Source organism: Streptomyces sp. NPDC034084, assembly GCF_055575535.1.
Genome location: NZ_JBVISK010000005.1, coordinates 389,681 through 402,348, shown reverse-complemented (window position 1 = coordinate 402,348; position 12,668 = coordinate 389,681). Strand labels below are relative to the sequence as shown.

Here is a 12,668-nt window from a genome sequence, read left to right as displayed (position 1 = left end):
TACTGGAACGACCCCGACCTGAACGGGGTCGAGGTCACCGAACTCGGCACGCCCGTCACCGAGTAGTGACCCAGGCGGCGGCCTCCTCCGGGGAGGCCGCCGTTCGTACGCCCGCCGGGACCGGGGGGCGGCGGACGACCACGACCGGGACGCCCGCCTCGCGGGCCGCCGTCAGTTTGGGGGCGGTCGCCGCGCCACCACTGTCCTTCGTCACCAGGACGTCGATCCGGTGGCGGGCGAGGAGCTCCCGCTCGCCGTCCAGGGTGAAGGGACCCCGGTCGAGGAGGATCTCCGTGCGGGCCGGCATCGGGGCGTCCGGGGCGTCCACCGAGCGGACCAGGAACCACTGGGGGCAGGCGGCGAAGGCCGCGAGGCCCATGCGGCCGGTCGTCAGGAACACGCGTTCGCCGAGGCCGTCCAGGGCGCGCGCCGCCTCCTCCAGGGACGCCACCGCACGCCAGTCGTCGCCGTCCGCCGGGACCCAGCCGGGACGGCGCAGCGCCAGCAGGGGAACATGGGCGGTGGCGGCCGCCCGGGCCGCGTTGAAGCTGATCCGCTCGGCGAAGGGATGGGTGGCGTCGATGACCACGTCCACGGCGTGCTCCCGCACCCACGCGGCGAGCCCCTCCGGCCCGCCGAACCCGCCGATCCTGACCTCGCCCGCCGGCAGCCGGGGGCTCGCCACCCGGCCCGCGAGGGAGCTGGTGACCCGGACCCGGCCGTGCAGCAGTCCGGCCAGGGCGCGGGCCTCGGTGGTCCCGCCCAGAATGAGTACGTGCACAGGAGCCTCTTCGTGAGTACAGGCGGGCGTGAGGCCCAACTCAAGCACACCGGTCTCCGGCCGGGCTGGACGACCGGTGCCTGCGCGACGGCGGCCACGACCGCCGCGTACACCGCGCTGCTCACCGGCGACTTCCCCGACCCGGTGACGATCACGCTGCCGAAGGGCCAGACGCCGTCCTTCGCGCTGACCGCCGAGTCCCTGGCGGCCGGCTCCGCCATGGCCGCCGTGGTCAAGGACGCGGGCGACGATCCGGACGTCACGCACGGGGCCGTGATCCGCTCGACGGTACGGCTCCTGCCGCCCGGCTCCGGCGTCGTCTTCCGCGCGGGTGAGGGCGTCGGCACGGTCACCCTGCCCGGTCTCCCCCTCGACGTCGGCGAACCCGCGATCAACCCCGTCCCCCGGCAGCTGATGCGCGAGCACGTCGCCGCGGTCGCCGCCGCGCACGACGCCCCCGGCGACGTCGAGATCACCGTCTCCGTCGACAACGGCGCCGAGATCGCCCGCTCCACCTGGAACCCGCGCATCGGCATCCTCGGCGGCCTGTCGATCCTCGGCACGACCGGCGTCGTCGTCCCGTACTCCTGCTCCGCCTGGATCGACTCCATCCGCCGGGGCGTCGACGTGGCCCGCGCGGGCGATCTCACCCACGTCGCGGGCTGCACGGGTTCGACGTCGGAGCGCACGGTCGCCGGGATCTACGACCTGCCGGAGATCGCGCTCCTCGACATGGGCGACTTCGCGGGTGCCGTCCTCAAGTACATCCGCCGCCACCCCGTCGACCGGCTCACGATCTGCGGCGGCTTCGCGAAGCTCTCCAAACTGGCCGCGGGACACCTGGACCTCCACTCGGCCCGCTCCCAGGTCGACAAGGCGTTCCTCGCCGGGCTCGCCCGCACGGGCGGCGCCTCCGAGGCCCTCGCCGCCGAGATCACCGACGCCAACACGGGGCTCGCCGCCCTCCGCCTCTGCGAGGCAGCGGGCGTGCCCCTCGGCGACCTGGTCGCCACCCGCGCCCGCGACGAGGCCCTGTCGGTCCTCCGGGGCGCCCCGGTCGCGGTGGACGTGATCTGCATCGACCGCGCGGGGGTCGTCGTGGGGCGGTCGGCGCCGGCAGGGCCGTGATCCGCACGCTGCAAGAGGGGGCGGGCGGGGCAGTCGTCAGACCTTGAGGACGACGATCCGGTCCGGAATCAGCTTCTCCGGGTCGTCCCGTATCGTCCGCTGTCCCGGGTTCGGGGAACCCGACCGGATGCGACCTCCCGGCTCCGCTCCTAGGCTGACGGGGTCAGTGTTCCCGAGCGAGAGGCCGTCCCATGGCGAAGCGCGGCAACAAGAAGCGGGCCCGTAAGAAGAAGAAGGCGAACCACGGCAAGCGGCCCAACGCCTGACCGTGGCACGGACGGCGGCCGGACCCCCTCGGGTCCGGCCGCCGTCGTGTGCGAGGTCCGTCCGTCAGCAGGCGTGGCGGTCCCTGGCCGGGTCGTACAGGTGGCTGTCGCGGAACTGCGAGGCCGCCAGCGTGCGGCCCACGAGGATGACGGCCGTCTTCGTGATGCCCGCCGCCTTCGTCTGCTCCGCGATGTCGTCGAGGGTGCCGCGCAGGACCACCTCGTCCGGGCGGCTGGCCATGGCGACGACGGCGGCCGGGCAGTCGGCGCCGTAGTGGGGGACGAGTTCGCCGACGACCCGGTCGACGTAGCGCGCGGCGAGGTGGAGGACGAGCAGTGCGCCGCTGCGGCCGAGGGTGGCGAGGTCCTCGCCCTCCGGCATCGGGGTGGCCTGCTGGGCGATGCGCGTGAGGATCACCGTCTGGCCGACGGTCGGGACCGTCAGCTCCCGCTTCAGCGCGGCGGCCGCCGCCGCGAAGGCCGGGACGCCGGGCACGACCTCGTACGGGATGCCGGCCGCGTCCAGGCGCCGCATCTGCTCCGCGACCGCGCTGAAGACCGACGGGTCGCCGGAGTGCAGCCGCGCCACGTCCTGGCCGGCCTCGTGGGCGGCGGTGATCTCGGCGACGATCTGGTCGAGGTCCATCTTCGCCGTGTCGACGAGCTTCGCGTCCGGCGGGCACTCGGCGAGCAGCTCGGTGGGGACGAGGGAGCCGGCGTAGAGGCAGACCCTGCACTTCGCGAGGGTCCGCGCGCCGCGCACGGTGATGAGGTCGGCCGCGCCGGGGCCCGCGCCGATGAAGTAGACGGTCATTCCTCTGTAGAACCCTTCGTTACGGACCACTGGGTGACGGGCATGGCCTGGCGCCAGCCGGTGAAGCCGCCCACGGGCACGGCGGTGGAGACGGCGAGCCGGACCAGTTCGCCGCCGTGGCGGCCGTACCACCGGGCCAGCAGCGCCTCGGACTCCAGCGTCACGGTGTTGGCGACGAGCCGGCCGCCGGGGGGCAGCGCCTCCCAGCAGGTGTCGAGCAGACCGGGCGCGGTGAGGCCGCCGCCGACGAAGACCGCGTCGGGTGCCGGGAGCCCGGTCAGCGCGGCGGGGGCCGGGCCCGTGACGACGCGCAGGGCCGGTACGCCGAGGGCGTCGGCGTTGCGCGCGATGCGGGCGGCGCGTTCGGGGGACTTCTCGACGGCGATCGCCCGGCAGGAGCGGTGGGCCCGCATCCACTCGACGCCGATGGAGCCGGAGCCGCCGCCGACGTCCCAGAGCAGTTCGCCGGGGGCGGGGGCGAGGGCGGCGAGGGTGGCGGCGCGCACGTACCGCTTGGTGAGCTGTCCGTCGTGCTCGTACGCCTCGTCCGGGAGTCCGGGGACGGCGCCGAGGCGGAGGGCGTCCGGGTCGCGTACGCAGTCGAGGGCGAGGACGTTGAGGGCGTCGGTCCGCTCGTGCGGCCAGTCGGCGGCGGTCCCGTCGAGGAGCCGCTCGCGGGGGCCGCCCAGCTGCTCCAGGACGCGGATCCGGGTGCCGCCCCAGCCCGTGGCCCGCAGCCGCTCGGCGACCCGCGCGGCCGTGTCGGCGCCTTCGCTGAGCACGAGGAGGCGGCGGCCGTCGTGGAGGGCGGCGGAGAGCGCGGCGAGCGGCCTGGCGACGACGGAGAGGGTCTCGACGGTTTCGAGGGGCCAGCCGAGCCGTGCGCAGGCGTACGAGACGGAGGACGGGTGCGGGTGGACGCGCAGGCGTTCGGCGCCGGCGGCCTCCGCGAGCGTACGGGCGATGCCGTAGAAGGAGGGGTCTCCGCTGGCGAGGACGGCGAGCGCGCGGCCCTCGTGGGCGGCGAGCAGCCCGGGGACGGCGGGGCGGAGGGGGGAGGGCCAGGCGATGCGCTCGCCGGGGCAGTCGCCGGGGGGCAGCAGGTCCAGCTGGCGGGGGGCGCCGAGCAGGACCTCGGCCGCGCGCAGGGCGCGGCGGGCGGTCTCGGGGAGCCCGTCCCAGCCGTCCGCGCCGATTCCGACGACCGATATCGCACCGTTCACGTCGGGGACTCTACGTGAGGGCCGCCGGCGGGGGGGACGTGGCGGCCCTCACTTCGGGGCGTGCTGCCCGACGTAGAAGAGGAGCCAGACGAAGCCGGCGAAGGCGTGGGTGGCGAAGACATAGACGAAGACGCGGAGCATGACGCCCCGCTCCTTCCAGCGCTCGCTGTCGTGCGTCTCCTCGGCCATGCCGTTCAGCGTACGGGCCGGAATAGGGAGGGGGGTCGCGCCGTTGGACGTGATGGTTTAAGATTCAACCAACAAGCCGCCAGGCAGTACCGCGAGAGGTGAGCACGATGCAGTTCGGGATCTTCACCGTCGGCGACGTGACGACCGACCCCACCACCGGCCGCACCCCCACCGAGCACGAGCGCATCAAGAACACCGTGGCCATCGCGCTCAAGGCCGAGGAGGTCGGGCTCGACGTCTTCGCGACCGGCGAGCACCACAACCCGCCGTTCGTCCCGTCCTCCCCGACGACCCTCCTCGGGCACATAGCGGCCCGCACGGAGAACCTGATCCTCTCCACCTCGACCACCCTGATCACCACCAACGACCCGGTGAAGATCGCCGAGGACTACGCGACCCTCCAGCACCTCGCCGACGGCCGCGTGGACCTGATGATGGGCCGCGGCAACACCGGCCCGGTCTACCCGTGGTTCGGCCAGGACATCCGCCAGGGCATCCCGCTCGCCATCGAGAACTACGCGCTCCTCCACAGGCTGTGGAGGGAGGACGTGGTCGACTGGGAGGGCAAGTTCCGCACCGCGCTCCAGGGCTTCACCTCCACCCCGCGCCCGCTCGACGGCGTCCCGCCGTTCGTCTGGCACGGCTCCATCCGCTCCCCCGAGATCGCCGAGCAGGCCGCGTACTACGGCGACGGCTTCTTCGCGAACCACATCTTCTGGCCCAAGCAGCACACCGAGAAAATGGTCCGCCTCTACCGCCAGCGGTACGCGCACTACGGCCACGGCACCCCCGAACAGGCGATCGTCGGGCTCGGCGGCCAGGTCTTCCTGCGGAAGAACTCTCAGGACGCGGTACGGGAGTTCCGCCCGTACTTCGACAACGCGCCGGTCTACGGCCACGGCCCGTCCCTGGAGGAGTTCTCCCGCGAGACGCCGCTGACCGTCGGCTCCCCGCAGGAGGTCATCGAACGCACCCTGTCCTTCCGCGAGTACGTGGGCGACTACCAGCGCCAGCTGTTCCTGGTCGACCACGCCGGACTGCCCCTCAAGACGGTCCTGGAGCAGCTCGACCTCCTCGGCGAGGAGGTCGTCCCGGTGCTGCGCAAGGAGTTCGCGAACCTGCGCCCCGCCGGCGTACCGGAGACCGCCCCGCTCCACCCCGCCGTCCTCGCGTCCCAGGAGGTCTGACGCCATGCAGACGTTGAAGCTGGTCGCCGTCTCGGCCGGACTCAGCTCCCCGTCCTCCACCCGGCTGCTCGCCGACCGGCTGCTCCAGGCGGCCCGGTACCGGCTCGCCGAGCAGGAGTACGCCGTCGACGTCCAGGTCATAGAACTGCGCGACCTGGCCGTCGACATCGCGAAGAACTTCGTCACCGGTTTCCCGTCGGGCGCGCTCCAGGAGGCGATCGACACGGTGACGGGCGCGGACGGTGTCATCGCGGTGACGCCGGTCTTCACGGCCTCGTACAGCGGCCTGTTCAAGTCGTTCTTCGACCTGATCGACCCGGCGGCCCTCACCGGGGTCCCGGTGCTGATCGGCGCCACGGGCGGCACCGCCCGCCACTCCCTGGTCCTGGACCACGCCCTGCGGCCGCTCTTCGCCTACCTGCGCGCCCTCGTCGTCCCCACCGCCGTCTACGCGGCCTCGGAGGACTGGGGCTCGGGCGGCGACGAGTACACCGAGGGGCTGCCGGCCCGGATCACCCGGGCGGGCAACGAGTTCGCGGACACGGTGGCGGGGCGCCCGGCGCGGCGTACGGACGAGGAGGAGGTCGTCCCGTTCGAGAAGCAGCTGGCCGGCCTGCGCCTGGACTGACCGGATCGCCGGGCCGCGCCACGACGGACGGCGGGGGTCACCACGGGGCCGGGCGGCCCTGCGCGTCCTCGTGCGTGTAGAAGAGGTAGTACGCCGCCACCCCGGCCACCGCCCCGCTCACCAGCCCCAGCCCGCTCGACGACAGCACACTCGCGTCCGACAGGCTGTACAGGAAGCCGACCGCCGCGCCCGTCAGGGCGCCCCACGCGGTGGCGCGCGCCTCGCGCGGAAGGGCGCGGCCGTGGTGCCGGAGGGTGTGGATGCCGACGGCGAGGACGATCGCGGAGACGATCCCGAGCCACAGCTGCCCCAGTGTGGTGGGACCGCCGTCGCGGGCGACCGTGGGCGCCCAGAGGCCGTACAGGACGCCGATGGTGACCGGGACGCCCCAGCCGTTCATGCTGATCCGGCGCCCGGTGGGCACCGCTGCGTGTGCGGCCATGGCAGGAGCTCCTTCGTGTCAGGCCCCCCTGGTTCCCGCACCCTCCAGGGCACACCCCCGCCCGGCGCCCCGCAAGTGGATCAGCTCACGGCCCTTCCGCCGCCACCGCCGCCAGCCGGGCCAGGGCCTCGTCCAGTACCGCCGGCGGCGGGGACGCGAGGCCCAGGCGGACCGCGTCGGGGGCCGTGCCACGGCCCACCGCGAAGGCGCTGCCCGGCGTGACCGCCACGCCCGCGCGGGCTGCCGCCGCCGCCGTGAAGGTCTCCGCGCGCCAGGGCGCGGGCAGCTCCCACCAGCAGTAGTACGCGTGCGGCGAGGTCCGCAGCGTGTGTCCGGCGAGCCGCCGCAGCAACAGGGCGTGCCGGGCCCCGGTGTCCGCCCGCTTGGCGGCGACGGCCTCGGCGACCGTGCCGTCCCCGGCCCACCGGGTGGCCGCGGCGAGGGCGAGCCCGCCGGCCGTCCAGGCGCCCGAGCGAAGGGCGTCGGCCGCCGGGGCCCGGAGCCGGGCGGGCGCCACGAGGTAGCCGACGGTCAGCCCGGGGGCGAGCCGCTTGGAGAGGCTGTCGACCAGGAGGACCCGCTCGGGGGCGTGCGCGGCGAGCGGGGCGGGCGCGGCGGGGAGGAGAAAGGCCCAGGTGGTGTCCTCGACCGCCGTGAGGTCCAGGCGGCGCAGCAGCTCGGCGAGTTCGGCGCGCCGTCCCTGCCCGGCGGTCGTGGAGAGCGGGTTGTGCAGGGTGGGCTGGAGGTAGACGGCGGCGAGCGGCGCGGCCCGGTGCGCGGACTCCAGGGCCTCCGGCCGTACCCCTTCCTCGTCGAGGGCGAGGGGGACGAGCCGGATGCCGAGGCGTTCCGCGACCGCCTTGACCAGGGGGTACGTGAGGGCTTCGACGCCGAGCCGGCCGCCGGGCGGCACGAGGGCGGAGAGCGCGGCGGCGATGGCCTGGCGGCCGTTCCCGGCGAAGAGGACGCTGTCGGGGTCGGGTGCCCAGCCGGGCCGGGCGAGCACGGCCGCCGCCGCCTCGCGGGCCTCGGCCGTACCGGTCGCGGCGGCCGGCCGCGAGACGGCCTCGGCGAGCACGTCGGGCCGGGAGAGCGCCGCGAGCGCACGGGCCATCAACTCCGTCTGGCCTTCGGCGACCGGGTAGTTGAGCTGGAGGTCGACGGGCGCGGCCCCGGTCGCCTCGGCCAGCGCGGGCCCCGGCAGCGGGGGCGCGGCCCGGACGAAGGTGCCGCGCCCGACCTCGCCGACGACCAGGCCGCGGCGGGCCAGCTCCCCGTACACCCGGATCGCCGTCGAGTTCGCGATCCCGTGACGGCGGGCGAAGACCCGCTGCGGCGGAAGGCGGTCGCCGGGGCGGAGCCGCCCGTCCCGTACGGCCGCCTCGACCCGGTCCGCGATCCTCCGGTACTCCTCCACCCGGCCCGCCCCCTCACCATTGCACCGAGAGCAAAGATCTTATTGCACCGACGAGTTGGGGCTGCCTAGCCTGCCGTCATGCCCGTCACCAAAACCCTCGCCACCAGCACCTTCTACGAGGACCGGGGCACCGGTCCCGCCCTCCTCCTCGTCCACGGCCACCCCTTCGACCACACCATGTGGCAGCCGCAGATCGACCGTTTCTCCCGTACCCACCGGGTCGTCGCCCCCGACCTCCGGGGCTACGGCGCCACGCCCCTGGGCGCGACGACCGGCGCCACCGGCCTCGGCGACTTCGCCGAGGACCTCGCCGGCCTCCTCGACGAACTGGGGATCCAGGACTGCGTCCTCGCCGGGCTCTCCATGGGCGGCCAGATCGCCATGGAGTTCCACCGCCGCCACCCCGGGCGGGTCCGGGGCCTCGTCCTCGCCGACACCTTCCCGGCCGCCGAGACCGAGGAGGGCAAGCAGGCCCGGAACGCCATGGCCGACCGGCTCCTGCGGGAGGGCATGCGCGGGTACGCCGACGAGGTACTGGACCGGATGGTCGCCCCCTACAACGCGCATGCCGCGCCGCACGTCCACCGCATGATGTGCGCCACCGACCCGATCGCCGCGGCGGCCGCGCTGCGCGGCCGGGCCGAACGCCCCGACTACCGCGCGACGCTCACCACCGTCACGGTCCCCGCGCTCGTCGTCGTCGGCCGGGACGACACGTACACCCCGGTGGCGGACGCGGAGGAGATGCACGCCCTGCTCCCCGATTCCACGCTCGCCGTGGTCGAACGGGCCGCGCACCTGCCCAACCTGGAGCGACCCGAGGAGTTCGACGCGGTCCTCGACGCCTTCCTTCGCTCACTCGTTCGGCCCAGCTGAAAGTTCGCAATCGTACGAATGCTCCGACGATGGGGTCATGAGCCAGAACACCGCACCCCGCAATCCGTCGAACCGGCCCCACAGCACCGCCGGCGCCTGGGCCGCCGGCGGCAGCGTCTTCGCCGGCGTCCTCATGCTGGTCACCGGCTTCATGGACGTCTTCCAGGGCATCGCCGGCATCGCCAAGGACGACGTCTACGCCCGCGTCGGCGACTACGTCTTCAAGTTCAACCTCACCACCTGGGGCTGGATCCACCTGATCCTGGGCGTCATCCTCGTCATCGTCGGCTTCGGCATCCTCAAGGGCGCCGAATGGGGCCGGGTCGCCGGCATCGCCCTGGCCTCCCTCAACGCCCTCCTCCAGTTCCTCTTCCTGCCCTACCAGCCGTGGTGGGCGCTCTTCTCCATGGCCGTCTCGATCTTCGTGATCTGGGCGCTGGCGACGGACGAGGGGCACGGCCGGGGCGAGCGGTACTGAGGCACTCGGCCATGACCCGCACGGGGCGCGCGACCGGAATCGTCCTCGCCGCCGCCTTCCTCTGCCTCACCGGCTGCGAGGACGCCAAGGACAAGGCGGGGGAGATCGTCTCCTCCGCCACCGCGGCCGTCGCCTCGGCCGCCCAGGAGAAGATGGACGCGGTCAAGGACGGGGTGAACGCCACCGGAGAGGTACGCGCCGGGGCGACGCGCACCGACGGGGACCGCACGGTCGCCGAGATCACCGCGACCAACCCCAAGGACAAGGCCGCCGACTACACGATCATGGTCAACTTCCGTGACGGCGACGGCAATCTGCTCGACACCGTCGTCCTCGACATCGACGGCGTCGCACCGGGGAAGTCCAAGTCCGGTACGGCGCGCAGCAATCGATCCCTCTCGGGCGAAGCGAAGGCGGAGATCGCGCGGGCCCTGCGACACTGAGGCGCGGGGTCCGAGCCCTCCCGAAGGAGCGCGCCCCACCCGTGACGAACCCGAACACCGTCCCGGCGGCCCCAGAGCCGCCGCCCCTCCGGCCCAGGCGCCAACCGGTCGCCTGGGCCGCCGGACGCCCGTACGACCGGCCGCTCGGATCGACCACGTGCCGGCCGGTCCTCGCCGATCTCGACCTGCGCGAGGAGCGCTGATCCGCCACGCTGGAAGGCATGGACAACGACGAGATCCTGGACGACATCGGCGCCCTCGTCGAGGAGGAGCGCGCCCTGCGGCAGCGCGCGGGGACAGGCGGCCTCCCCGCCGAGGAACGCACCCGCCTCGCCGAGCTCGAGATCCGCCTCGACCAGTGCTGGGATTTGCTGCGGCAGCGGCGCGCGAAAGCCGAATTCGGCGAGGACCCGGACTCGGCGACCCTCCGCCCGGCCGCGGAGGTCGAGTCCTACCGCAACTAGCCCCTTGCCCGTGCGGGGCCGCCCGCCAGAACGGCGCCCCCGCTCACCCGCCCGTGTGGGCGATCACCACGCGGGTGGGCGGGGGCACCACCTCGGCGGGATGACCGCTCTCGGAGGCGGGCCCAGCCAGAACGCGCCCTCCGGCGGGATGGGCGCCGCCCACCACGGCGGGGGCCACCGCCCCGGCGGGCGACCACCCACCACCACCGGCCGGGTACGTTTGGTCGCATGGCTCGGCCCGTACGGATCACCCCGCCCGCCTGGCTCACCGCCGGGCTCAAGCCCGCTCCCACCCCCGTCCCCTGGGCCGCCGTCCTGCGCGCTTCCGTCGCCCTCTCCGCGCCCCTCGCCGTGGGCCTCGCGGCGGGCCGGCCCGCGTACGGGGCGCTCGTCTCCATGGGCGCGCTCTCCGGCGTCATCGGCGACACCGCCGACGCCTACCGGATGCGGGTCTACAACATCGCCGTGCCGCAGTTGTTCGGCGCCCTCGGGGTGACCCTCGGGACGCTCGTCTTCGGGGAGGGATGGGCCGCCGTCGCCGCCCTGACCCTCGTCGCGCTGGTCTCCGGGATGATCTCCTCCATCGGCGCGGTCGCCTCCGTCTCCGGGCTGCTCCTGCTCCTCAACGCCGTCGTCGGCGCCGGCCTGCCCATGCCCGACCCCTGGTGGAAGGCTCCCGTCCTCCTGACCCTCGGCGGGCTCTTCGTCCTCGTCCTGACCCTCCTCGGCTGGCCGATGCGCCGCGCCGCCCCCGAACGGGAGGCCGTCGCCGCCACCTACCGCACCGTCGCCGAGCTGTACGAGGCCGCGGGCACCGCCGCGTACGACGAGAGACGACAGGCCGTCACCGCCTCCCTCAACCAGGCGTACGACCTCGTCCTCGCCCGCCGCGCCCGCCAGCACGGCCGCGCCCCCTCCCTGGTGCGGATCCTCGCCCAGCTCAACGTCGTCATCCCGCTCGTGGAGGCCGCGCCCGCCGCCCATCTGCGGGCCCGGCTCATCGGCCCGCTGGCCCCCGCGATCCCCGCGGCCGTACGGGAGCTCGCCGACGCCGTCGAGGAGGGCCGCACCGGAGCCCCCGTCCTGGTCCTGCCCGCGCCCGAGCGGCCCGCCGAGAAGGCCGTGGACCACGCCCTGCGGCACGCGGCGGCCGTCGTCCACAAGGCGGACCCCGATCCGTACAACGTCGACGACCGGCTCGGGCGGCCCGCCGCCCTCCGCGTCCGGGCCCGCCGGGCCGCCCGCGCCGTCCTGTTCTCCGAGGCGTCCTGGAGGTACGGCCTGCGGCTCGCGCTCTGCGTCGGCCTCGCGCAGGCCCTCGTCTCGCTGATCGCCGTACCCCGCTCGTACTGGGTCGCGCTCACCGTCACCTTCGTCATGAAGCCCGACTTCGGCTCGGTCTTCTCCCGGGCCGTGCTCCGCGCCGCCGGCACCGCCGCCGGACTCGTCCTCGCCGCCCTCGTGCTCTCCGAGGTGCCGCGGGGCTGGTGGGACGTGCCGGTGATGGTGGGGCTCGCCGCGCTGATCCCGGCCTTCTCCGCGAAGGGGTACGCCTTCCAGACCGCGGCCATCACCCCGGTCATCCTGCTGCTCTCCGACACCCTCAACCACCAGGGCTTCGACCTCGTCCTGCCCCGGCTGTACGACTCGCTCATCGGCTGCGGGATCGCGCTGGTCGCCGGCTATCTGCTCTGGCCCGAGTCCTGGCACGCCCGGATCGGGGACCGGCTCGCGGACTGCGTCACCGACACCGCCGCGTACGTGGGGCAGGCCTTCGCCGTGGACGGCGACCGGGGAACCCGGCTGCGGGCCCGGCGCAAGCTCTACCGGGACCTGTCGACCGTCCGCTCCGAGTTCCAGCGCGCCCTGACCGAACCGCCGCCGACGGGCCGCCGCGCCGCCGCCTGGTGGCCGCTCGTCGTCGCCGCGGAGCGGATCGTGGACGCGACGACCGCCGCCCGGATCCGGGTCGACCACGGCGCGCCCGCGCCCGATCCGACGGAGGTCGCCGCCGTCGAGCGGGAGTTGCGGGACCTCGCGGACGGACTGCGCGGCACCGCCACCCTCGTGGAGGTCCGCACCGAGCTCCCCGGTGACGAGAACGGAGTCCTGGCGCCCCTCCGCCAGGAGGTCGGCGCGGCCCGCGCCATCGCCGGTCCCGACCTGCGGTAAACCCCCCTCCGGGGGCGTACGGGAGGACTTACCGGCGGTCACGGAACGGAACCTTCCCCACCGCCGTTACCGGAAGCCACCCGGGCGACTACGATGCGCTCGATTCACCGTGATCCGCGCCCGCCGCCGTCGGCAACCGGCCTGGCGGACGAGCCACTTC

General features: G+C 74.4%; 16 protein-coding genes. 10 read left to right on the top strand and 6 right to left on the bottom strand.

What is annotated here, in order from left to right; all coding sequences use genetic code 11:
- Positions 1–55: 55 nt before the first annotated feature.
- Positions 56–781 (bottom strand): cobalt-precorrin-6A reductase, encoded by a 726-nt coding sequence (locus ACZ51I_RS20330; RefSeq protein ID WP_468877624.1) that lies wholly within the window; start codon positions 779–781, stop codon positions 56–58.
- Between the two features lie 12 nt (positions 782–793).
- On the opposite strand from ACZ51I_RS20330, the gene ACZ51I_RS20325 reads away from it, so the two are divergent.
- Together ACZ51I_RS20325 and ACZ51I_RS20320 are read left to right on the top strand one after the other, a co-directional pair.
- A complete protein-coding gene (locus ACZ51I_RS20325) occupies positions 794–1,909 on the top strand; it encodes a cobalt-precorrin-5B (C(1))-methyltransferase (protein ID WP_468877621.1) in 1,116 nt (371 codons plus the stop codon).
- Between the two features lie 191 nt (positions 1,910–2,100).
- Positions 2,101–2,175, top strand: a complete 75-nt coding sequence (locus ACZ51I_RS20320) for a 50S ribosomal protein bL37 (RefSeq protein ID WP_099895366.1) — start codon at positions 2,101–2,103, stop codon at positions 2,173–2,175.
- A gap of 64 nt (positions 2,176–2,239) precedes the next feature.
- On the opposite strand, the gene cobM is transcribed toward ACZ51I_RS20320, so the two are convergent.
- Genes cobM through ACZ51I_RS20305 form a run of 3 tightly spaced genes read right to left on the bottom strand, consistent with a single transcriptional unit; the run spans position 2,240 to position 4,401 of the window.
- A complete protein-coding gene (gene cobM, locus ACZ51I_RS20315) occupies positions 2,240–2,989 on the bottom strand; it encodes a precorrin-4 C(11)-methyltransferase (protein WP_468877618.1) in 750 nt (249 codons plus the stop codon).
- Complete coding sequence (gene cbiE, locus ACZ51I_RS20310) at positions 2,986–4,212, bottom strand: precorrin-6y C5,15-methyltransferase (decarboxylating) subunit CbiE (protein ID WP_468877616.1); 1,227 nt, start codon at positions 4,210–4,212, stop codon at positions 2,986–2,988. Before cbiE ends, cobM begins: the two co-directional genes overlap by 4 nt.
- Before the next feature lie 48 nt (positions 4,213–4,260).
- On the bottom strand, positions 4,261–4,401 hold the full coding sequence (locus tag ACZ51I_RS20305) for a DUF6126 family protein (RefSeq protein WP_468877613.1): 141 nt from the start codon (positions 4,399–4,401) through the stop codon (positions 4,261–4,263).
- 107 nt (positions 4,402–4,508) lie between these two features.
- Between ACZ51I_RS20305 and ACZ51I_RS20300 the strand changes: the two genes are divergently transcribed.
- Complete coding sequence (locus ACZ51I_RS20300) at positions 4,509–5,588, top strand: LLM class flavin-dependent oxidoreductase (protein ID WP_468877611.1); 1,080 nt, start codon at positions 4,509–4,511, stop codon at positions 5,586–5,588.
- Positions 5,589–5,592: 4 nt separating this feature from the next.
- The gene (locus ACZ51I_RS20295) at positions 5,593–6,216 is read left to right on the top strand and encodes an FMN reductase (protein WP_468877607.1); all 624 of its coding nucleotides are present in this window, start codon (positions 5,593–5,595) and stop codon (positions 6,214–6,216) included.
- Between the two features lie 37 nt (positions 6,217–6,253).
- On the opposite strand, the gene ACZ51I_RS20290 is transcribed toward ACZ51I_RS20295, so the two are convergent.
- Together ACZ51I_RS20290 and ACZ51I_RS20285 are read right to left on the bottom strand one after the other, a co-directional pair.
- Positions 6,254–6,658 (bottom strand): hypothetical protein, encoded by a 405-nt coding sequence (locus tag ACZ51I_RS20290; protein WP_468877605.1) that lies wholly within the window; start codon positions 6,656–6,658, stop codon positions 6,254–6,256.
- 85 nt (positions 6,659–6,743) lie between these two features.
- A complete protein-coding gene (locus ACZ51I_RS20285) occupies positions 6,744–8,075 on the bottom strand; it encodes an aminotransferase-like domain-containing protein (RefSeq protein ID WP_468877602.1) in 1,332 nt (443 codons plus the stop codon).
- Between the two features lie 78 nt (positions 8,076–8,153).
- Between ACZ51I_RS20285 and ACZ51I_RS20280 the strand changes: the two genes are divergently transcribed.
- The 6 genes from ACZ51I_RS20280 to ACZ51I_RS20255 all read left to right on the top strand — a co-directional run bounded on the left by ACZ51I_RS20280 (position 8,154) and on the right by ACZ51I_RS20255 (position 12,508).
- Positions 8,154–8,951 carry an alpha/beta fold hydrolase gene (locus ACZ51I_RS20280; RefSeq protein WP_468877599.1) on the top strand — a complete coding sequence of 266 codons (798 nt, stop codon included), beginning with the start codon at positions 8,154–8,156 and terminating at the stop codon, positions 8,949–8,951.
- A gap of 37 nt (positions 8,952–8,988) precedes the next feature.
- Positions 8,989–9,429, top strand: coding sequence for a DUF7144 family membrane protein (locus tag ACZ51I_RS20275; protein ID WP_468877597.1), 441 nt, complete (start codon positions 8,989–8,991; stop codon positions 9,427–9,429).
- Between the two features lie 11 nt (positions 9,430–9,440).
- Positions 9,441–9,872 carry a hypothetical protein gene (locus ACZ51I_RS20270; protein ID WP_468877594.1) on the top strand — a complete coding sequence of 144 codons (432 nt, stop codon included), beginning with the start codon at positions 9,441–9,443 and terminating at the stop codon, positions 9,870–9,872.
- A 41-nt stretch (positions 9,873–9,913) separates the two neighbouring features.
- A complete protein-coding gene (locus ACZ51I_RS20265; RefSeq protein ID WP_468877592.1) occupies positions 9,914–10,075 on the top strand; it encodes a hypothetical protein in 162 nt (53 codons plus the stop codon).
- 18 nt (positions 10,076–10,093) lie between these two features.
- Positions 10,094–10,336: a DUF2630 family protein gene (locus tag ACZ51I_RS20260; protein ID WP_468877589.1), complete on the top strand. Its 243-nt coding sequence runs from the start codon at positions 10,094–10,096 to the stop codon at positions 10,334–10,336.
- A gap of 228 nt (positions 10,337–10,564) precedes the next feature.
- A complete protein-coding gene (locus tag ACZ51I_RS20255) occupies positions 10,565–12,508 on the top strand; it encodes an FUSC family protein (protein WP_468877587.1) in 1,944 nt (647 codons plus the stop codon).
- Positions 12,509–12,668 lie beyond the last annotated feature (160 nt).

What these genes read in the sequence shown, in the direction of transcription:
- ACZ51I_RS20280 (WP_468877599.1), top strand. Translation starts at nt 8,154, where the DNA reads ATGCCCGTCACCAAAACCCTCGCCACCAGCACCTTCTACGAGGACCGG.
- ACZ51I_RS20305 (WP_468877613.1), bottom strand. Translation starts at nt 4,401, where the DNA reads ATGGCCGAGGAGACGCACGACAGCGAGCGCTGGAAGGAGCGGGGCGTC.
- ACZ51I_RS20260 (WP_468877589.1), top strand. Translation starts at nt 10,094, where the DNA reads ATGGACAACGACGAGATCCTGGACGACATCGGCGCCCTCGTCGAGGAG.
- ACZ51I_RS20270 (WP_468877594.1), top strand. Translation starts at nt 9,441, where the DNA reads ATGACCCGCACGGGGCGCGCGACCGGAATCGTCCTCGCCGCCGCCTTC.
- ACZ51I_RS20300 (WP_468877611.1), top strand. Translation starts at nt 4,509, where the DNA reads ATGCAGTTCGGGATCTTCACCGTCGGCGACGTGACGACCGACCCCACC.
- ACZ51I_RS20255 (WP_468877587.1), top strand. Translation starts at nt 10,565, where the DNA reads ATGGCTCGGCCCGTACGGATCACCCCGCCCGCCTGGCTCACCGCCGGG.
- ACZ51I_RS20290 (WP_468877605.1), bottom strand. Translation starts at nt 6,658, where the DNA reads ATGGCCGCACACGCAGCGGTGCCCACCGGGCGCCGGATCAGCATGAAC.
- cobM (WP_468877618.1), bottom strand. Translation starts at nt 2,989, where the DNA reads ATGACCGTCTACTTCATCGGCGCGGGCCCCGGCGCGGCCGACCTCATC.
- ACZ51I_RS20275 (WP_468877597.1), top strand. Translation starts at nt 8,989, where the DNA reads ATGAGCCAGAACACCGCACCCCGCAATCCGTCGAACCGGCCCCACAGC.
- ACZ51I_RS20295 (WP_468877607.1), top strand. Translation starts at nt 5,593, where the DNA reads ATGCAGACGTTGAAGCTGGTCGCCGTCTCGGCCGGACTCAGCTCCCCG.